The 19,956-nt window shown below is 43.4% G+C and carries 14 protein-coding genes; 9 read left to right on the top strand and 5 right to left on the bottom strand.

Annotated elements, in window-relative coordinates; genetic code table 11:
- Positions 1 to 181: 181 nt before the first annotated feature.
- The 4 genes from HFD85_RS05215 to HFD85_RS05200 form a co-directional block, all read right to left on the bottom strand.
- A complete protein-coding gene (locus HFD85_RS05215) occupies positions 182 to 4,264 on the bottom strand; it encodes a hybrid sensor histidine kinase/response regulator transcription factor (protein WP_167605735.1) in 4,083 nt (1,360 codons plus the stop codon).
- A 138-nt stretch (positions 4,265 to 4,402) separates the two neighbouring features.
- A complete protein-coding gene (locus tag HFD85_RS05210) occupies positions 4,403 to 5,788 on the bottom strand; it encodes a sulfatase-like hydrolase/transferase (RefSeq protein ID WP_167605732.1) in 1,386 nt (461 codons plus the stop codon).
- A 53-nt stretch (positions 5,789 to 5,841) separates the two neighbouring features.
- Complete coding sequence (locus tag HFD85_RS05205; protein ID WP_167605729.1) at positions 5,842 to 6,972, bottom strand: glycoside hydrolase family 43 protein; 1,131 nt, start codon at positions 6,970 to 6,972, stop codon at positions 5,842 to 5,844.
- A 96-nt stretch (positions 6,973 to 7,068) separates the two neighbouring features.
- Complete coding sequence (locus tag HFD85_RS05200) at positions 7,069 to 8,973, bottom strand: sulfatase family protein (RefSeq protein ID WP_206081863.1); 1,905 nt, start codon at positions 8,971 to 8,973, stop codon at positions 7,069 to 7,071.
- 382 nt (positions 8,974 to 9,355) lie between these two features.
- On the opposite strand from HFD85_RS05200, the gene HFD85_RS05195 reads away from it, so the two are divergent.
- The 4 genes from HFD85_RS05195 to HFD85_RS05180 are packed head-to-tail and all read left to right on the top strand — an operon-like array spanning position 9,356 to position 11,772.
- Positions 9,356 to 10,330: a GTP 3',8-cyclase MoaA gene (locus tag HFD85_RS05195; RefSeq protein WP_167605726.1), complete on the top strand. Its 975-nt coding sequence runs from the start codon at positions 9,356 to 9,358 to the stop codon at positions 10,328 to 10,330.
- Between the two features lies 1 nt (position 10,331).
- Positions 10,332 to 10,583 carry a MoaD/ThiS family protein gene (locus HFD85_RS05190; RefSeq protein WP_167605723.1) on the top strand — a complete coding sequence of 84 codons (252 nt, stop codon included), beginning with the start codon at positions 10,332 to 10,334 and terminating at the stop codon, positions 10,581 to 10,583.
- Positions 10,584 to 10,595: 12 nt separating this feature from the next.
- The gene (locus HFD85_RS05185) at positions 10,596 to 11,066 is read left to right on the top strand and encodes a molybdenum cofactor biosynthesis protein MoaE (protein ID WP_167605720.1); all 471 of its coding nucleotides are present in this window, start codon (positions 10,596 to 10,598) and stop codon (positions 11,064 to 11,066) included.
- Complete coding sequence (locus HFD85_RS05180; protein WP_167605717.1) at positions 11,050 to 11,772, top strand: HesA/MoeB/ThiF family protein; 723 nt, start codon at positions 11,050 to 11,052, stop codon at positions 11,770 to 11,772. The genes HFD85_RS05185 and HFD85_RS05180 overlap by 17 nt, the downstream gene beginning before the upstream one ends.
- Before the next feature lie 63 nt (positions 11,773 to 11,835).
- On the opposite strand, the gene HFD85_RS05175 is transcribed toward HFD85_RS05180, so the two are convergent.
- The gene (locus tag HFD85_RS05175; protein WP_167605714.1) at positions 11,836 to 12,807 is read right to left on the bottom strand and encodes a glycoside hydrolase family 43 protein; all 972 of its coding nucleotides are present in this window, start codon (positions 12,805 to 12,807) and stop codon (positions 11,836 to 11,838) included.
- 253 nt (positions 12,808 to 13,060) lie between these two features.
- Between HFD85_RS05175 and HFD85_RS05170 the strand changes: the two genes are divergently transcribed.
- From HFD85_RS05170 to HFD85_RS05150, 5 genes are all read left to right on the top strand, one after another.
- Positions 13,061 to 15,211: a carbohydrate binding family 9 domain-containing protein gene (locus HFD85_RS05170; protein WP_167605711.1), complete on the top strand. Its 2,151-nt coding sequence runs from the start codon at positions 13,061 to 13,063 to the stop codon at positions 15,209 to 15,211.
- 316 nt (positions 15,212 to 15,527) lie between these two features.
- Positions 15,528 to 15,983, top strand: a complete 456-nt coding sequence (locus tag HFD85_RS05165) for a (2Fe-2S)-binding protein (protein ID WP_167605708.1) — start codon at positions 15,528 to 15,530, stop codon at positions 15,981 to 15,983.
- Positions 15,984 to 16,012: 29 nt separating this feature from the next.
- Complete coding sequence (locus HFD85_RS05160; protein ID WP_167605705.1) at positions 16,013 to 18,265, top strand: xanthine dehydrogenase family protein molybdopterin-binding subunit; 2,253 nt, start codon at positions 16,013 to 16,015, stop codon at positions 18,263 to 18,265.
- A gap of 18 nt (positions 18,266 to 18,283) precedes the next feature.
- Positions 18,284 to 19,300, top strand: coding sequence for an XdhC family protein (locus tag HFD85_RS05155; RefSeq protein WP_167605702.1), 1,017 nt, complete (start codon positions 18,284 to 18,286; stop codon positions 19,298 to 19,300).
- Positions 19,293 to 19,898 carry a nucleotidyltransferase family protein gene (locus HFD85_RS05150; RefSeq protein ID WP_167605699.1) on the top strand — a complete coding sequence of 202 codons (606 nt, stop codon included), beginning with the start codon at positions 19,293 to 19,295 and terminating at the stop codon, positions 19,896 to 19,898. The genes HFD85_RS05155 and HFD85_RS05150 overlap by 8 nt, the downstream gene beginning before the upstream one ends.
- Positions 19,899 to 19,956: the final 58 nt, after the last annotated feature.

Raw genomic sequence — 19,956 nt, 5'->3', positions numbered from 1 at the left:
GAAATGATGGGTGAAATTTCGTTCAATCCCAACTTATTTTACTTTTCACAAGAAGGGGAATATTCGGTCAAACAAAAGCTTAAAAGACTGATAACCTAGAGAATAACAAAAATAGGACAAGCCATTCAGTCATTCACATTCAGCACCTTGCATTTTTGCAGAACGGATTAAAAATAAGAAGCTATAACTTTTGACGGTACTCGGTGGGAGTACATTTAAACTGTTTTTGAAAGACGGTTCGAAAATGTTTTACATCGTTAAAACCAACATCGAATGCAATTTCGGTGATGGTCTTTTCTTTGTCCGCCATCAGTTGAGCAGCGCGTTTTATTCGGAGCGACCGAATAAATTCAGCGGTAGAATACCCGGTTAAACTCTTCAATCGGCGATAAAGCGACGATGTACTCATGTTCATTCCCGAAGCAAGGGTATCGGAAGTAAAATTTGAATTGTGCAAATTAGCTTCAACAATGGAAATTGCCTTTTCAATAAACAGTTCTTCCGAAGAAGTTATTAGAACATCAGAAGGTTCAAGGCGAACCGATTTGCTGTATTGCTTTTGCAACTTTTTCTGCCGCGAAAGTATGTTCTTTACTTTTTCGGTGAGTAATATCGGGTCGAATGGCTTGGAAATAAAGTCATCGGCTCCAAGTTGTGTTCCCAAAAAGCGAAATTGCTCATCGTCTTTGGCGGTTAAAAAGATTAACGGAATGGTAGCCAAATTCTCATCCTCACGCAATTTCTTGCAAAATTCGAAGCCATCCATCTCCGGCATCATTACATCCGAAACAATGAGATCGGGTTTCAAACTCTGTGCTTTTTCGTAGCCTGCCTTTCCGTTTTCGGCCGTTTCAAGCCGATACAAAGGCGACAATATATTCACCAGGTAATCCCGCATCTCCCGGTTATCTTCAACAACCAGAATACATTCATCTGACGCAACTGAATTCGTCGTCTTATTCGGAAAGATATTCTTAAGCACTCCATCGTTAAATCCCGGGCGTTTCTTTTCGGTTTTAGGCTCAACAATTTCTTCAGGTTTTAAATGCCCCGTTCCTTTAGGAATGGCAACAGTAAACTGCGTGAGCTTGAATGGTTCGCTTACCACCGATATGTTTCCTTTGTGTAATTCAGTAAAACGTTTTGCCAGGGCAAGGCCAATCCCCGAACTGCCATCCATTTTGCTGTCGGCTCCCCGGTAAAAACGGTCAAAAATAAATTCAAGCTCGCTTTTGGGTATGCCGCGCCCATTATCCGATACTGTCAGCAACACCTCTTCCTCTTCTTCGTACAGGGCAACTTCAACTTTGCCATTTTCCTGCACGTGCTTAAAAGCATTGGATAATAAATTATTGACGATAATCTCAATTTTATCCCTGTCAATCCAAAGGTATGCAGTTTGAATATCGAGGTCAGCCTTAAACCTAATGTTATTAATTGCTGCCAGTTCCTGAAACGGTTGACACAATTCGCTAACTAATTCTACCACATTTGTTTCTGATGCGTAAAGTTTGGCGTTTCCCGTTTCCAGCTTTCTAAAATCGAGCAGCTGATTTATCAGCTTCATTAAGCGGACCGAATTGTTATTGATGATCTTAATTTTGTGCTCAGTTTCTTCAGTAAGTTGATATTCTTCCTTTTTCCGCAACAATTCTTTTAGCGGCGCCAGAATTAAAGTCAGAGGTGTACGAAATTCGTGTGAGAGATTGGTAAAGAAACGCAGGCGCATTTCATTGATCTTTTGATCCTGCCTGTGCTTCAACTTCTCCATTTCCAGACTGTTGGCCAGACGCACCTGTTTTACTGCGTTCCACCTGATCACAGAAACAATGCCAACAACAAGTAGGATATAAAATAAAAGAGCGTACCAGGTTTGCCAAAACGGAGGAAGAATTTCGATCGTCAAACTCGTTGGTTCTTCATTCCAAACGTTGTGACTATTGGCACTCATTACGAGCAACTTGTATTCTCCGGGCCTTAAACTGTTAAAATTCACAAACCTCCTTGTACCGATATATTGCCAGTCGTTGTCGTATTTTTCAAGTTTATACTTGTACAGATTCCCGCCTTGCGAACGGTAATCAAGTGCCGAAAACTGTATTTCAAAATTATTGAACCGGTAAGGAATTGCGATTTTATCTTCATGAATAATGGACTGATCCATAACAACCTTTGATCCATACTCCTGATTAATGGAAACAGGTTCATTCAGAATTTTGAGTTCGGTAAGCACAGGTTTGTGTGCGGTTGGAAGCGCCTCTATTTTACCGGGATTAAAGTAAGTGAGACCATTGGATCCACCAAAAAATATTTCGCCTTCGCCATTTCGGAAGACAGATGCCTCAGTAAAATTCTTTCCGCCAACACCATCGCTTTCTTTGTAATTTCGAATGGCATTACCCTCTCCTTTTCCATCAATCCTCGAGATTCCCAAACTCGTACTGATCCAGATATTTCCTTCCGAATCTCCCGAAATTCCTTTGATAAAATTACTGGCAAGGCCGTCTTTTTCGGTGTACAACTTTAACGAGAAACGCGAATTTTCAGCTTCTGACAACTTATTGAGGCCGTTAGGCGTACCTATCCACAAATTCCCGTTTATATCCTGATCGATGCAGGTGATGATGTTACCGGTAAATTCACCGTCAATCTCAAAATAGTCTTCTGCTAAAACAACTGTTGTATCCGAAGGATTGTAAACATGCAAACCATTATAAGTTCCCACCCATATCCTTCCACGACTGTCTTCAAACAAATAGCTTATCCTGTCGCTGTTCAAATCACCCGATTCCTCATCATTAATATTCAAATGCTTAACTAACTTATAATCTTGTGTTTTATCAAAAATACATAAGCCACTCATTAAACTCCCCAGCCACAATTTATCCTGAGCATCGATAATTGAAACGACCTGTCGCCACCTGTTTAGATACTTCGGATCAAGGTTTGGTAGGATCATCTGTGGCACGTTATCCCTGAACTGAATAATGTAGGTCCCAATATTTGTCCCCACCCAAATAACTCCTGCTTTATCTTCGTATAAATATTTTATAATCAGGAACCTCGACTGGTTAACTCCCTCCGGATAGGCTACCGGATAAAAGTTTTCGCGATCGGGCGACCATACCAGACCACTTCCAATCGTTCCCAACCACAGGTTCTTCTTTTTATCATTAACTACTGTCATTATGCGGGTATTCCGAAGCCCCTTAAATCGTTGTGGATTAAAACCCACAGTTTTAAAGTCTAATTTAGGTGTAAGCACGCATATACCGCCACCGTTAGTTCCCAACCAAAGATTATTATCTCTATCCTGGAAGATAGTCAAAACAGCATCATAATCCTTGTTCAATGTTGCCCTGTTTTCAGGATAAATCTGGTAACGCTGAAAAACCTCGCGGGCGGGATCGAAATAATAGAATCCGGTTCCCCACGTCCCCAGCCATACCATGCCATTATTATCTAAATATATCGATTCATAAGCATGAACTGTTTGGCCTTTAAACGCATCACCAATTTCATAGTAGGTTCGTTCGTAAGTGTGCAAATCAAACTTGGTCAATCCTGATTCTGCTATCCATAAGACATTTCTTTTGGGGTCATATTGAATCTCATGACACACCATTGAAATATGCGGCATATCAACCTGTATGATATTGTCTTTTGTTGAAAAGAACTTATAAAGCCCATTATTGCTACCCACCCATATATCGCCATTAAGGGTTTCGACAATCGAATTTACTGCACCACTTAATAATCGGATTGATGTTTTATTATGCTCATCATAAATAATCAAACCGTGGTTCCATGTTCCCATCCAAATGCGGTCGTTCTTATCTTCGTAAAACGATAAAACCCGGCTATCGGGTAATACCTCACTTTTATTCCTGTAGTTTGAAACGATATTGGAGAATTCTTCTTTGTCGGCATCGTATTTACTGACACCGCCTGACTTGGTTCCTATCCAAATATTTCCCTTTCTATCAACAAACAACGATTCGATGGATGGGTTAACCAAACTGTTGGAATCACCCGGAACCTGGTTAAAAATCTTAAAATCGTAGCCATCGTAACGGTTCAGTCCACCGCGTGTTCCAAACCAGATAAATCCATCATGGTCCTGAACAATCGAAGTTACTTCGTTATGCGAAAGACCATTATCAACTGTGAAGAAATTTTTTAGTAATTGTTCGGGCTGAGCATTAACAACAACTGACCAATAAATCAGCAAGAGGGTAAGCTGATATTTGATCAACTTTTTCATATCAGTTAATCTCATTCATTTGTTCTATCAGTTTTAGTGCACGAAATTTATCGTCTGTGAGCAGAACTTTAAATTCAGGCCATGGCAAGATAATAATTCTATTGAATATGCCTGCTTCCAATACTGGTGGAAATATTCCTATTCAGGCTGAACCAACTGATAATGATTGTCATAAAGTTTTAGCTGACGCTTTTTCCAAACCGCACCTTCCAAAAATACCGGGTGCGGGAGCGACACGTCCCAATCGCCAAGTTGCTTTAACAACGAAGTCGTTACGTCGAGATGGTCGAGTGCAACATTATTTTGTTCGGAAATATCTTTTGACAGATCGAAAAGCAGGGGCAGACGATCGGGTAAACGCACCAGTTTCCAGTTTCCCTGCCTGATGGCTGCACTTATTGTAAACCGCCAGTTGAATGATTCGTGAGGCTTACCACTTGCTTTATCCTTTAAATACGGAACCAGATTCACGCCGTCGAATTTTACCTCATCAGTTTTTACACCTCCAGCCAGCTCGAAAAAAGTAGCAGCCAGATCCAGGGAGATAACCGGATGTTCATAGGTTTCACCCGCCGGCAAATTACCGGGCCAGCTCATTACAAAAGGAACATGTATACCGCCTTCGAGCAATATACCTTTTTGCCCGTTAAATGGTGCATTTATCGATCCGTTCGAATCACACGGGCCACCGTTATCGCTAAGAAAAACGACCAGGGTATTTTCAGCAACCCCGTTTTCTTCGAGTGCCTGCATTATCCTGCCAACATTTACATCGAGGCGGTGAACCATGGCGCAATAGCTGCGTCGTTTTTCATCCTTAATGTGCTGGAACAACTTAAGATCTTCTGTAGTTGCCTGCATGGGTGCATGCGGTGCGTTGAAAGAGGCGAACAGAAAAAATGGCTCGTCCTTGTGGCGTGCAATAAAATCAACGCACTCATCGCCCTTATCATCGGTAATATACGTAAGTTCCTGAGGTGTTTTATAGTTACACTCAATGGGTGCCTGATAACCTTTTCCGTCGGCTTTTGCTGTGAAATAGTCGTGGCCGCCACCTGTGTATCCCCAAAATTCGTCGAATCCGCGATTCAAGGGGTGAAATTTTGGAAGCGTTCCAAGGTGCCATTTTCCAACCAGCCCGGTAGTATAGCCAAGATCGTGCAAACGTTGGGCAATAAGCGTTTCGGTTAAAGGTAAACCGTTGTATTCCTCATCAAATCCAGGGAGAACACCTCCGAGGTTATTGTCGTGTCCAAAAGTTACCTGGTTTCTACCGGTGAGTAATCCAGCCCTCGACGGACTGCAAACCGGCCCCGAAACATATCCGTTAGTGAAATTAACGCCATTTTCAGCCAATTTATCAATATGTGGAGTAGATATTTGTTTGCTGCCGTTGAGGCTTAAATCGGCATAACCCAGGTCATCAGCCAGTATAATAATAAAGTTGGGTTGTTTCTGCTGTGTAAAGCCTGTAAAGGCTCCCAGCAGAAGTGCAGCAACAAGTAATAGTCTGTTAAGTTTCATTCGTAAGTCCTTAGGTATTAGCTTTATTTAAACAACTATTTTATTGAACCAAATTATCGGTCAAAGATTTCCATACTCCAGCTGTCCATCCATTCCAAAACCGGCAATCCTTTGTCATCGAACTGAATGGGTAACCAAATGTAGCGACCATCAATCGGATTTTGAGGTTGCCAACGGTCGGCCATAAAAATAAAAGCATCGGTCTTTCCTTCAACCGGCAGAATGTAGGTGCTTTGCGAATGAAAAGTAAGATCGCGGTCGTCACCAACACATGGATTGTTGACGTATTCCCACTCGCCCATAACAGAATCCGACACCAGTAAGCGAGCTGCATTGGGAGCCCATCCGGTACAGCCCGAAGTGATCATATAGTATTTACCATTGTGTTCGAAAATTGATGGTGCTTCATTGTGCCCGGTTGGCTGAACGCGAATATAATTTCCGGTAAACCCAAGGTAATCATCTGTCAGCTCAGAAATGTGCAAGGTCAGGTTTTCCTCCGATGCATGAATATGGTATGCTTTTCCATCTTTGTCAACATAAAGTGTCATATCCCGCGCCATTTGGCCTTTCTGAAAGTCACGTTTCAGAAGCATGCCATCCTTAACTGCCTGTACCCATTCATCGCTCCACGGTTTCAGATCATCGGGCCAGTTTTTGCCTTTTAACTCATCCGCAAAATTAAGTGGCCACTTCCCTGCATTCGGATTTAACGAACGCACAAAAGTGAACGGTCCGGTAACCTTGTCGGCAACTGCTAAACCGGTACGCGCTGCTGCGTATCCCATTCCCTTTAGTTCGAGATGAAACCACATAACAAACTTCCCGGTTTTGGCATTGTAAATTACCTTGGGCCTTTCAAGGATACATCCCTGTGTAATATCCGAATCAGGATTGTCCTTATCCACTTCAAGGGCAATACCTTCGTCAGTCCAGTTAAGCAGATCGGCCGAAGAATAACAGTGTACTCCAACCATTGCTCTGTTGCCCATTTTCCCGTCTATTTTGTGCTCGCCAAACCAGTAATACTTTCCTTCGTAAAATAACATTCCGCCACCATGAGCATTAATGTGTATCCCTTTATTATCGGGCCATAGCTCGCCCGGTTGAAAACTCTTCTGATTTTGTGCAATTGCAGGCAAAAAGATCAGTACCGAAAATAGTGTCAATAATAAATTTTTCATTCGTCAATAATTGTTAGTCGTAATGGTGTTACATGAAACTCGCACGATAGTTATCCTTCTGCAAGATAAAAATTTAGCATGCTCGTTTCAATTTCATCAGTCCCGGTTTTCGTAATTGTTTGGAACCAGGTTTAAACTACCCAGGAAATCCATGCAGGCAGCTTTTACATTGTAGTCTCTATCAGGCATTTTGTAAACCTCCCAAATGGTATCTACAAATGGTTGTTTATTCTCAGTGTACATTAAAAAATTGATCGCTAGCAATGAAATATCCAGGTTCTCCGATTTACAGGCTTCCATCAGTACCTGCTCCGCATTTTTGTTTTGCCAGTTTCGAAAAGCAATTGCTGCTGCAGCCACCGAAGCCGGCGGATATTCATCGCCTATGCTCTGCTCGACCTTTGTTTTGTAAGCTTCCAAAAATTCTACAGGCTGGCTTCGCAATCCCATAATTGCCCAATAACGAACTACTTTGTTTTTATTTTTAAGTAGCTCTACCTGCGTTTTCGTTATGTCCGCTCCTTGTTTACCTGAAAGCTTTGCTGCCTGATAAATCCTATCAAATGGATAGCTTGCATCGTTTTTCCGAAATTCGTAGGGCGTTTGTTTTTCTGAAATTAAGCCGATCTCATATTCCGGCAGAAACAGTACATCGCGAGCCTTCTCCAATTCATTGTCAAGTTGGTTTCGCATGCGTTGCAACACTTCGCTGTAAGCCGGATTATTCGCAAGGTTATTGGTTTCCCACAGGTCGTTTTTAATGTCGAAAAGGTATTCTGCCGGGCGCGGTTCAAAATAGCTTTGCTGCAGCGAATCAAGCAGTTCATTTTCATAATCGCTTCGCATTTGCTGCACAATTTCCGAAATGTACATGTACCGAATGTAACGTCCCTGCGGAATAAAAGGCAGGTAATTACGCGAGTACATAAAACGTCCGTCGGTTACAGATCTTACCATATCAATTCCGTTATCCGACCGATCGGCCGACAACACAAGATGGTCAACCGGAGCCGATCGTTTCTCACCTAACAAAACTCTTCCTTCGAGATAATCAGGCACCGCTCCGCCTGACAAACTGATAAGCGTAGGTGCCAAATCTTCGAAATTCAGTAATTCATTGCTAACAACACCTGCTTCACCCCATGGTGAAAGGTGCTTGTACATTTCAGGGAACCAAACTACGAAGGGCACGCGATAACCGTAGTCGATACCGTTTGTTTTTCCACGTGGTTCGCCTTCGCCATGATCGGCAAAAAAGAAGATGATGGTACTGTCGCGAAGTTGGTCGCTTTCGAGACGATCGAGCAACTGACCGATTCGTTTATCGGTTAGCGAAATGGAGTTGTAAACACGTGCAAAGTGTTTGCGCATTTCGGCACTTTCGCGATAAATGGGCGGCATTTCAAAAGCCGTTTCAGCAATTCGTTCATCAGCTTCGAGTTGCTCCCACACATTTTTTGTATACCATTCGTAAGGCATTGTCATGGTTCGCGATTGATGCGAATCATTAAAATTAAAAACCGCAAAAAAAGCTTGTCCCGGTTTTCGGTTCCACCAACCTGCTTGTCCCGAACTCTCGTTCCAGGCTTCCTTTATAAATGCCTTTTCTTTGGCAATATTGTAATCGGTTTTCGCATTGTTGGTAACGTAATATCCCTGCTGCTGCATGTAGTAAGGAAATCCCTTAATGTAATCAGGCACAGGATAATTACTGCGGTGATTTCCGGTACCTGCCTTGTAAGTCCGCACTCCGGTAATTATTGTGCTTCGGCTTGGCGAACAAACAGTTCCGGTTGAAAAGGCGTTGGTAAAACGCACACCTTCCTCGGCCAATTTATCGATTACCGGCGTATGTGCCTGTTTATTTCCGTAACAACCAAAAAATTGTGGTGACGAATCTTCAATGGTGATCCACAAAATATTTGGCTTCTTTTCAGCCATTGTCGAAATCGCCATCATCAGCATAAAAACTGCTAAGAATATACGGGTCATTTTTTTCATTTCAGGTTTAGTTTTATTGCAATGATCGGGTGCTAAAAGTATTGAAATTACCACCTCCTCATGACGTTCATCTGGTCAAACACAGGGGGAATTTTGGTCGATTAATAACTTTCATATGGAAAATCCTGCACTGCACGTTCTATTACCGCCGCACCAACACGACTGTTTTTCAAAACATTAAGACATCATTTCTCCGTCTTTGGCTATTCACCTCAAAGTATCTCCTGTTAACTCAGCTTGTCCAACTTTAAAAATAGTATAATTTCCTGCTCCAAACCCTACTCGTTCCGGTAATTCAAAATAAACAGTGTTGATCAGTCAGCATTTAAACACAAAAAACCGAATTCCAAAAACAAATATTTCGCTCATCAGTTAAATTAGCATGACGAAAATTGAAGATCGCATAGGACGTCGATTTGAGAAGTTGAGGATAAGTTTACTGAATACCTGCAATTTTTCGTGCGTGTATTGTGTGAGTGAAGATCTGGGGGATATTCCGGCACCATCCATAGGAAAATCAGCTAAGGAGCAGCCGCTCACACCTGATGAATTCGCCAAAATAATTTCTGAAGTTCACAGCTTAAGCAAACTAAAAAGCATACGCTTAACCGGAGGAGAACCGTTACTTTACCGCGATCTTTACACCCTGGTTGGTAATATCCGAAACCTTGGAATTACTGATATCCGCCTCACCACCAATGCGTATTACCTGAAAGAGAAAGCCGTAAAACTTTATGAGGCCGGGGTAAAATCAGTAAATATTTCGGTGGATGCGATCGACCTGGAGTTGTTCAAAAAAATAGCGCGGCATCCCGATCCAACGAGGGTGTTTGCAGGTATTGAAGCAGCCATCGATGCCGGAATGAAAGTTAAACTGAATGCCGTTATTATGCGTGGTGAGAATGAATCGCAAATAATTCCCTTGCTCGATTATGCCACCAAACTGGGGATCAAAATCCGCTTTCTGGAGTTGATGAAAATGGGACACCTTTATCAATCGAAAAACGGTCATTTCTTTTCGGAAGAGGAGATGCTGAAGGAAATTCAGAAAAAGTATGCAATTGAAGAACTACCCAGAGAACATGCAGAAACAGCCAATTACTGGCGAACATCCGGTGGTGGAATTTTCGGGATAATCGCCAACGAATCAACACCTTTTTGTCACGACTGCAACCGCTTAAGAATGGACAGCAACGGCATTTTTTACGGTTGTTTGAGCAATGCCCATGGCGAGAAACTTTCACCCTTTGTGCACGACAAAGGTTTATTATCAGAGAAACTGAAAGGACTGCTTTTACTAAAACAACCGGTTCGGTTTCATGGCAGCAAATTATCAATGAGAAATATAGGAGGATAAAATGGATAAAAGAACGATAAAGATTGTGTGTTTTGCCGGGCTTCGAAAATACTTTGGCGGAGAAACTACCGTGGTTGTTGAACCGGGAGCAACCTACTCGGCAGTTATCGATGAACTGAAACTTGTTAACCCTGAAGCAAATGATGTTTTAGCGAGTTGCCGGATTGCGGTAAATGAAGAATTTGTTCAGCCTGATGAAAAAATAGAAGCCGTTGACACCTTGTTTTTAATTCCTCCATCGAGCGGAGGTTAAAATGAATGATCTATGAAACACCTGCAATATGACGAGATAAACTACGCCGAACTATTTGCCGAATTCCGAAATCCAAACAGTGGTGCGGTAGTTCTTTTTAGCGGCGAAGTGCGCGACAATAATAAAGGCCGGGCAGTTACACACCTCGAATACGAAGCCTATGAACCGATGGCCAACAAAATGATCGCAAAGATTTTAGAAGAAGCCAAAACCCGGTTCAAGCTTAATCAGGCCGTGTGTGTGCACCGTTTGGGCAAAGTTGATATTAGTGGTTGTGCCGTTGTGGTCATCACCGGATCGGGGCACCGAAAGGAAGCTTACGATGCGAATCGCTTTATTATCGATCGGGTAAAGAACGAGGTTCCCATTTGGAAACACGAGTTTTTTACCGACGGCACCAGCGAATGGGGGCAAAACTGTGACTGTGTAAGCAACGACCACGAACATCAGCATCAGCATCAGCATCATGAGGAAGCTAAATAAAGAGGACTATTCTCGTTTTACACGGCACCTGTCGCTGGCTGAAATTGGTGAACAGGGACAACAAAAATTAAAGAATGCCCGGGTACTGGTTATTGGTGCCGGAGGTTTGGGAAGTCCGCTATTAATTTATCTGGCCGCCGCAGGAATTGGCAACATTGGCATTGTTGATGATGATGTGGTCAGTGTTTCCAATCTTCAGCGTCAGATACTTTATACATCAGCCGAAGTTGGACAGAAAAAAGTGGAACTTGCTTCGAAAAAGCTTCGTGCCTTGTACCCCGAAATTGAAGTTGAAAGCTTTGATTTCAGGTTGAACGAATCGAATACAGAAGAACTGTTTAACAGGTATGATGTGATTGCCGATTGCACCGACAATTATCAATCCCGGGCGCTTATCGGCAAAGTGTCGGCAAAGTTGAATAAGCCGCTGGCTTTTGCGTCGGTGTTAAATTACGAAGCCCAACTGAGTGTGTTCAACTATAAGCACGGGCCGGTTTATGCCGACCTTTTCCCTAGCGTTCCAAAAGATGGAATTTACCTTGAAAATGAAATCGGGTTGCTGGGTGTTTTACCGGGAGTTGCCGGTACTCTTCAGGCCAACGAAATCATAAAAATCATAACCGGATACGGCGAAGTACTCAGCGGAAAGCTTCTGGTTTTCAACATTCAATACAATCAGTTCAACCTGATCAGGTTCTCTAAATAATTAGAAAAACTATCTTCAAAAACGAAACCTAATATTAGTCCTGGTAAATTGCCAATTTGTCATTTATTCAATTACAGGAACACCTGTTTTGGTACGAACCAATTTCATGATTTTCCCGTTCTCATCGTATTCCAGTTTATCGACACAAACACTGCGGCGGAAAGGTCCTCCTGTAGGCGTATCAGCATTGTGATAAAAAATATAGTCCTGTCCTTTAAAAGTTACAATGGCCTGGTGATTCGTGGGCGAGTTTGGAATGGTATCATTAATCACTCCCTGGTATTCCCATGGGCCGGTTATGCTTTTAGAAGTCGAATATTCGGTTGTAGAAGGGTAATGTGCTGCATACGAGAGGTAGTAGGTTTCACCCTTTTTGTGAATCCAGGGCGCTTCGAAAAAGTTTGTGGCTTTAACGGTTTCAACCGGCCCGTCTGTTTCAATCATATTGTCTTTCAACTTTACGTAGCGGGCTGCGTTCCACGATCCCCAATACATGTAAACCTGCCCGTCATCGTCGACATAAACTGCCGGATCAATATTCAGAACGATCGAATTTGCAGTGGTGTCGCAGATGATGGGTTGCCCTGAAGCATCTTTATAAGGTCCCAGCGGGTGATCGGCAACCGCTACGCCGATTCCAAATCCTTCGTGTAGAATGGTTGTTGTATCTTTCACCACCATAGGCACATACCACCAAAATTTACCGTGGTTTTCCACACAGTGCCCGGCAAAAGCGTTTTTCGATGCCCAATCGAAATCTTCAACACTCAGTTTTACTCCATGGTTGGTCCAGTTTACCATATCTGCCGTAGAAAACACATACCACTTTTTCATCACAAACCCGTCTTCTCCCACAGGCACCTCATCTGAACCGGTAAAAAGATAAAGGGTGTCCTTGTAAACAAGAACAGCAGGATCTGCGGTTAAAGGCTCTTCAAAAAGCGGATTACCACTAAATTCGGTCTTCTTTTGCTGACAATTCGTAAATAAAAGAATCGTGGAAATTGTAAAGAACAGTAAAAATACTTTGCTCATTTTTTTTGATTTGTCCTTAATTCGGTTTGAACACAAATCTATGACTGACCAACGAATTAGTTAGTTCCGTAATAATCAACTTGGGTCGGAAATTCGTCGCAACCAGCGAATCTGGACTAATCTTTAAAGGAAATACAACTTTCGACTTTATACTAAGATTTTCTTACTTGATGTTTTACGTGTAACAAATTGCCAAATTGATCGACTTATCAGCTGAAAAACCTATATTCACTGCTGAAAAACCAGACTGTGCATGAAATCACCTTACCTAATTCTTTTCATTCTTATTTCCATTAATTGTATTGCCGCCAAACAGGAAGTCAACGTAGTAAAAACCACTCAACCACCGGTTATTGATGGGAAGCTTGATGATGCAACCTGGACGAGTGCCAATAAATTTACAGGCTTTATAACTTTCATCCCCGACTTTGAAAAACCCATGCCCGAAAAAACCGAAGCCTGGTTAAGTTACGACGAGGAGAACCTGTACTTTGCCTTTAGATGTTACGATAGCGAACCGGATAAAATAAAAGCCACTGTTTCGGCCCGCGACCAGATTTTTGATGACGATTTTGTATGCGTAAATCTTGATTCGCATAACGACCAGCAATCGCTGTACGCCTTTTATGTGAACCCGCTGGGGATTCAGGGCGACTCGCGTTTTGCTGCCGGAACCGAAGATCCGAGTATCGACCTAGTATGGTACAGCGCCGGCAAAATCGACGATGACGGTTATAGCGTTGAAATCAGGATTCCTTTGAAAAGTATCCGTTTTTCGAAAAACGACACCGTGCAAATGGGGCTTTTCCTCGAACGAACCATTGCACGCACAAAAACGCATGGTTCAGTTCCCGAAATGGATCCCGAAAAAGGATATGCCTTTTTAACCCAGTTTATGGGAGTGAACTACGCCGGCATCAATTACCACAGACTTTGGGAAATACTTCCGGCAGTTACCTACAAACACACCGATATCAACCAGGATGGAAAAATGGTAAAAGACCAGCGCAAGCCTGAAGCGAGCCTGACAGTTAAATACGGCATTACTTCGGACCTTGTTTTCGACGGAACACTAAACCCCGACTTTAGCCAGGTAGAAGCCGATGCCGGGCAGATTGACGTAAACCTGCGCTACCAGTTGTTGTATCCCGAAAAACGTCCTTTCTTTTTGGAGGGGCTGGAGAAATTCAATGTGGCAGCTACGCAAACTTCGGTTATCGATCCCATTCAAATGATGGTGCACACACGAACCATTGTTAATCCGCTTACCGGGGCTAAACTCACCGGAAAAATCGGTAAAAAAGATGAAGTAAACATTTTGTATTCGGCGGATGAACTGGGCACCGAAACCGAAGATGGAAAAAACGAATATGCACATTTCCCGCTGTTTCGCTACAAACGCAACCTGAAAGACGAAAGTTTCCTGGGCTTTTTATACACCGGTCGTGAGGCGCCGGAATTTAACAACCGTGTATTGGGTGTCGACGGACAAATTCGTTTAAATAAATCGACGATGTTCGAATACAATGGGTTCCACAGTCAAACTATTGTTGCTGAAGAAAAGAATCCCGGTAATAGTTTTGGGCTTGTGTTAACCCACGATACCCGTAACCTGACCTACAAAGTTTCGGCGAAAGGTGTTGACGAAGATTTTCGTGTGGAAACCGGGTATGTAACCCGAACCGGGATTTATCAACTGGCCGGTTTGCTGATGCCCAAGATTTACCCCGGCAATAAAGTGTTTAACCGCCTCGATTTTGAACTGTTTACCACCTATACCCGCGACCGTATTTACAACATGAATGAAACCTACAATTTTGTGTCGGCACAGGTGCGCACACAAGGACGCGGTGTCTTTAAAATTAAATACCTGTTGAGCAACGAAATTTTTATGGGTGAACGGTTTAATACCGGGGGTATAAATGTGCTGCTTGGCGGTGCTGCCGGAAACTGGTTCGAAGGTCATGTAGTTTACCGCCGGATGAACGGGATTTACTATTCGGCCGATCCGGAGCAGGGCAAATACAATAAAATCACTTCGATGTTCAGCTTTCAACCCTTGCCAAAATTAAATGCAGAGGCAAGTTTTTCGTGGTACGATTTTAGGGCCGATGGCAGCGACGAAAAAATTTACAACTACCCCATCGAACGCCTGAAAGTAACCTACCAGTTTAATAAATACCTGTTTTTGCGTGGTGTGGGCGAATACAACGGGTATAGTAAAGAATTTCTTGGCGATGTGTTGCTTTCGTTTACCTACATTCCCGGCACGGTGGGGCACATTGGGTACGGAGCTTTGTATGAACAGACCGATGCGGATCTAAATTTCCTCGACCAAAACCACAGACCAACTCAGCAACAACGCGGATTTTTTATTAAGCTGTCGTATTTAATCCGGTCGTAAGAAATGACAAAGAGAATCAGATTGGCCTTGAATAACATCAGCAATATTTGATGTGAATAAGACCAATAGGATTATTTGAACTGAAAACCTCAGATTCATATTCAATACCTCAATATCCTGAAGATTTCGTTTAGGCCAATATTTATGCGCCTTATAGTTCGCTTTCAACCAAATCATTGTATCACTCTGCAGTCATTTAGTCACTTACCGACACAACCTTTTTTTACACTAGTTTGTTTTTCGTATATTTAATTGCATATCACATTGTACATAAACCAACTTCGAGGAAAATTAAATTCAAAATACTTCTAAAATCATGGCTGTTTACACTCTAAAAATCAACAAAAAAGAATACCAGGTTGACGTTGATCCTTCCACCCCGATGTTGTGGGTGCTTCGCGATCATTTAAACCTGTTGGGAACCAAGTACGGTTGCGGAATCGCACAATGTGGCGCCTGTACCATCCATCTCGATGGCCGGGCAGTACGTTCGTGCATCACCTTTGTCGATTCGGTTGGAGACAAGGAAATTACAACCATTGAAGGACTTTCAGAAAACGGTGATCATCCGGTTCAGCAGGCCTGGATCGAACACGATGTAGCACAATGCGGCTACTGCCAGTCCGGACAGATCATGTCGGCAACCGCGCTGCTCAACGCAAATCCAAGTCCTACTGATGAAGAGATAGAAACGGCTATGAATGGAAACATTTGCCGTTGCGGAACCTACACACGGATTAAAGCGGCCATTAAAACAGCAGCGAAATCATAAGTTTATTAGTTGAATTAAAATCGCGAAACATGACACGGATTAAAACAACATACAACAGACGTTCTTTTTTAAAAAGCTCGCTGGCAGCCGGTGGTGGTCTGCTAATCGGATTTAACTGGCTTGCTTCGGGGTGTAGTACCAATGCGCCGAAAGGTTTGGTAATACCAGAAGAGTGGTTCGAAATCAACGCCTATTTAAAAATAGGAGATAATGGCGTTACTACCATTTTTTCGCCGAATCCCGAAATCGGGCAGAACGTTAAAACGTCAATGCCGATGATTGTTGCTGAGGAACTCGATATCGACTGGAAAAATGTGCTGGTTGAACAGGCTCCGCTCAACACAAAAAAATATACCCGCCAGCTGGCCGGTGGCAGCGATTCCATACGCACCACCTTCACGGCATTAAGAATGGCCGGTGCTTCCGCGCGTTTAATGTTACTGACGGCAGCAGCACAAGCCTGGGATGTTTCGGTTGATGAATTAACAACCGAAGACGGAATTATTTTCCACAAATCCAGCGGGAAAGAAGCCGGATACGGCAAGTTTGCTTCAGCGGCTTCAGAAATAGCTGTTCCTGAAGAAGTAGATCTCAAGGACCTTGGTGATTTTAAAATTATAGGCCATTCGCAAAAAAACGTTGATGGGTTGAAAATTGTAACCGGAAAACCATTATTCGGCCTCGATTATAAAGTGGATGGCATGTTAACCGCCATGATCGTTCATCCGCCGGCTTTTGGTCTGAAACTCAAATCGTTTGATGCCGCTGAGGTAAAATCGATGCCTGGTATTAAAGACGTTTTTGCAATTAATGTATATAACGACGATTATTCGCGTCAGTGGTCCGACACAACTTCGTTTACCGAATTAGTGGCAATTGTGGGAAATACCACCTGGGAAGTGTGGACGGCAAAACTGATGCTGAATGCAGAATGGGAACCATTTGATGTGCAAAATTACAAAGCAGCAGGCTGGGGTGGCGACAGTCGCGATGTTACCGTCCCCGGTGGTTTGGAGAGTTCTTCCAATCACAGAAAAAAAATAATAGCAGAAGCATCAAAAGATGCCCGTGTTGTCCGCCGCGACGGAAATCCGGAGGAAGCATTTAAAAAGGCTGCCAAAATAATTGAACGTACTTACACGGCTCCTTTCCTGGCTCACAGCCCCATGGAACCGATGAACTTTTTTGCCGATGTAAAAGAAGATAACGCAACATTGGTTGGTCCAATACAGTCGCCGGAACCGATGCAAAAAACCATTGCCGAGAGGTTGGGATTACCAGTGGAAAATGTGGAAGTTCAAATGACAAGAATGGGAGGTGGTTTTGGCCGTCGTTTATATGGCCACTTTATGGCGGAAGTGGCGGTGATCTCACAAAAGATGAAAGCGCCCGTTAAACTGGTGTACACCCGCGAAGACGAAATGACCTTTGGTATTTACCGACCGATGTACCACGCTGTGTACCGGGCCGCGTTGGATGCCGACAACAAGCTTATTGGCTTCCATGTAAAAATGGGTGGTATTCCTCAAAATGCACTGCACGCCAACCGCTTCCCGGCCGGGGCAATTGATAACTACCTGGCTGAAAGCTGGTCTGTTGATTCGAATATCAGTGTAGGCGCATTCAGGGCACCGGGCAGTAACTTCAATGCCGCTGCCGAACAATCGTTTCTCGACGAACTGACCGAAGTTATGGGTGTCGATTCGATTCAGTTCCGGCTCGATTTGCTAAAACGGGCACAGGAAAATCCGGTTGGTGAGAACAACGATTACGATGCCGCGCGTTATGCCGGCGTGCTGGAAGACATTCGCGAAAAATCGGGATGGAATACCAATTCCGAAGGGAAAAACCGCGGTGTTGCCGCGTATTTCTGCCACCGCAGTTACGTTGCACAGGTAGTCGATATAGTGTTGGAAAACGGAGAACCAAAAGTGGATCACGTTTACAGCTCGGTTGATTGTGGAATTGTAATCAATCCCGATGCCGCCAGAAATATGTCGGAAGGTTCGGTAGTTGACGGAATCGGTACCGCGATGTATGGTGAAATTACCTTTAACAATGGCGAACCCGAACAAAGTAACTTCGATGGTTATCGTTTGATCCGCCATGCTGAAGCTCCGAAAAAGATTGATACCTACTTTATTGAAAACGACATCCACCCTACCGGACTGGGAGAACCACCATATCCGCCGGTTATGGCCGCGCTGGCCAATGCGCTTTACAAAGCCACCGGAACCCGTTATTATCATCAGCCGTTTATCAAGAACACTTTCGAAGTTTAAAACTGAAGAAAAACCAAAATGACGCACGAACTTAAACAACTATTTGAAACAGTGCACGCCTGGCAAAAACAGGGTAAAAAAGCTGTTTTTGTTTCGGTAGTTGCCCTCAATGGTACATCTTACCGAAGACCCGGTGTGCGAATGGTCGTTGGCGAAGATGGAGAAACAGTGGGCGCCATAAGTGGCGGCTGTGTGGAAAATGAAATCATCCGGCAGGCGCAGAGTGTTTTTAAAAGTGGCAAAGCAAAAGTAATGAGTTACGACGGCCGTTTACGCATCGGTTGCGAGGGCATTATTCATATGCTTATTGAACCGGTAAGCCTGTCTTCTGAATTGCTCGCTGATTTTGAAAAACAACTCAACGCTCGTCAAACTTTCGAAATGGAAACCTGGTTCGTGAACGAAGTTGGCGAGTTTGACGGAATGGGCTCTGTGCTTCAAATAAACGGAAAACAATACAGCCTATCTCCTGATTTCCAGCCTTCAAGAAATGATGAGTTGGAATGCTTTTCGCAGAGTTTTGAGCCACTTTTCCGGCTGTTTATTTTTGGCGCGGAACACGATGCGGTGCAGCTCAGTCAGGCAGCAAAACTGTTGGGCTGGGAAGTGACCGTTGTGGCGTCGCCCGATGAAGAAAAATCCTGCGATTATTTCCCGGGAGCCAGCGAATTGATAACACCGGCTTTCGACGAAATTGACCAACTGAAAATTGACAATCAGACTGCTGTAGTGTTAATGACACACAGTTTCAATAAAGACGTTCAGTACCTGATGGCTTTAAAAGATGCGCAACCTGCCTACATTGGTTTGTTGGGCTCGTTCAGTCGTAGGGAACGTGTGTTGAATATGGTGCTGGATTACAAACCTGACATTTCAATTGACTTCCTGGAACAGATTCACGGGCCGGCCGGAATCAGTATCGGTGCTGAAAGTGCGGCTGAAATTTCAGTTTCAATTCTGGCTGAAATTCTGGGCGTGGTGCGCCAACAGGAACCTATTCGTTTACGCGACAAACTCAGTTCCATTCATGGATGAAATTCCCGTAATATTGCTGGCTGCCGGTGGTTCCTCCCGAATGGGGCAAGCCAAACAATTGCTTCGGTGGGGAGAAGTAACATTGATTGAACACCAACTACAAATTTTACAAAAACTCGGGCATCCGATCATCGTTGTTTTGGGTGCTAATGCTGAAAAAATTATTCCGGTAATCGATAAATACAATGCAAACTTCGTCATCAATTCAAACTGGGAAAGCGGAATGGGTAGTTCCGTTGCTACCTGCATGGAAAAGTTGCAGGCTGATTTTCCTTCATCGTCGGCTGTACTTTTTACCTTGGTTGATCAGCCATTAATGAGTGTGGCTCATCTTCAGAAATTGATTGATTCCTTTTCTTCCGGAAAAGCTTCAATTATAGCTTCAAGATCGGATGAAGGCTGGGAGGGCGTTCCTGCGGTTTTCGATCATCACTATTTTGATGAGCTTGGAAAACTTAATGGCAGACAAGGCGCCAAATCGATCCTGATGAAATATCGGGATAATGTTCAGTTTATCGAGGGAGGTAGAATTCTTCGTGATATGGATAGCATGGAAGCTTATCAGGAATTATTGACGGAGTACCTAAAAAATATGTAATACTTAGGCACTATTCACCGGGTGACTCTTTTTTACAACTTATAGTCACCCGGTGAAT

Origin of the sequence: Maribellus sediminis, assembly GCF_011799805.1 — a bacterium.
In the GTDB taxonomy this organism is placed as follows: Bacteria; Bacteroidota; Bacteroidia; order Bacteroidales; family Prolixibacteraceae; genus Draconibacterium; species Draconibacterium sediminis_A.
The sequence above is the reverse complement of the archived record's forward strand: the minus strand, read 5'-3'. Positions and strand labels throughout refer to the sequence as shown.

Excerpts from the sequence above, each read along its gene's own strand:
- HFD85_RS05205 (WP_167605729.1), bottom strand. The coding sequence starts at position 6,972 with ATGAAAAATTTATTATTGACACTATTTTCGGTACTGATCTTTTTGCCT.
- HFD85_RS05165 (WP_167605708.1), top strand. The coding sequence starts at position 15,528 with ATGGCTGTTTACACTCTAAAAATCAACAAAAAAGAATACCAGGTTGAC.
- HFD85_RS05200 (WP_206081863.1), bottom strand. The coding sequence starts at position 8,973 with ATGAAAAAAATGACCCGTATATTCTTAGCAGTTTTTATGCTGATGATG.
- HFD85_RS05215 (WP_167605735.1), bottom strand. The coding sequence starts at position 4,264 with ATGAAAAAGTTGATCAAATATCAGCTTACCCTCTTGCTGATTTATTGG.
- HFD85_RS05170 (WP_167605711.1), top strand. The coding sequence starts at position 13,061 with ATGAAATCACCTTACCTAATTCTTTTCATTCTTATTTCCATTAATTGT.
- HFD85_RS05175 (WP_167605714.1), bottom strand. The coding sequence starts at position 12,807 with ATGAGCAAAGTATTTTTACTGTTCTTTACAATTTCCACGATTCTTTTA.
- HFD85_RS05180 (WP_167605717.1), top strand. The coding sequence starts at position 11,050 with ATGAGGAAGCTAAATAAAGAGGACTATTCTCGTTTTACACGGCACCTG.
- HFD85_RS05185 (WP_167605720.1), top strand. The coding sequence starts at position 10,596 with ATGAAACACCTGCAATATGACGAGATAAACTACGCCGAACTATTTGCC.
- HFD85_RS05190 (WP_167605723.1), top strand. The coding sequence starts at position 10,332 with ATGGATAAAAGAACGATAAAGATTGTGTGTTTTGCCGGGCTTCGAAAA.
- HFD85_RS05150 (WP_167605699.1), top strand. The coding sequence starts at position 19,293 with ATGGATGAAATTCCCGTAATATTGCTGGCTGCCGGTGGTTCCTCCCGA.
- HFD85_RS05195 (WP_167605726.1), top strand. The coding sequence starts at position 9,356 with ATGACGAAAATTGAAGATCGCATAGGACGTCGATTTGAGAAGTTGAGG.
- HFD85_RS05210 (WP_167605732.1), bottom strand. The coding sequence starts at position 5,788 with ATGAAACTTAACAGACTATTACTTGTTGCTGCACTTCTGCTGGGAGCC.
- HFD85_RS05155 (WP_167605702.1), top strand. The coding sequence starts at position 18,284 with ATGACGCACGAACTTAAACAACTATTTGAAACAGTGCACGCCTGGCAA.
- HFD85_RS05160 (WP_167605705.1), top strand. The coding sequence starts at position 16,013 with ATGACACGGATTAAAACAACATACAACAGACGTTCTTTTTTAAAAAGC.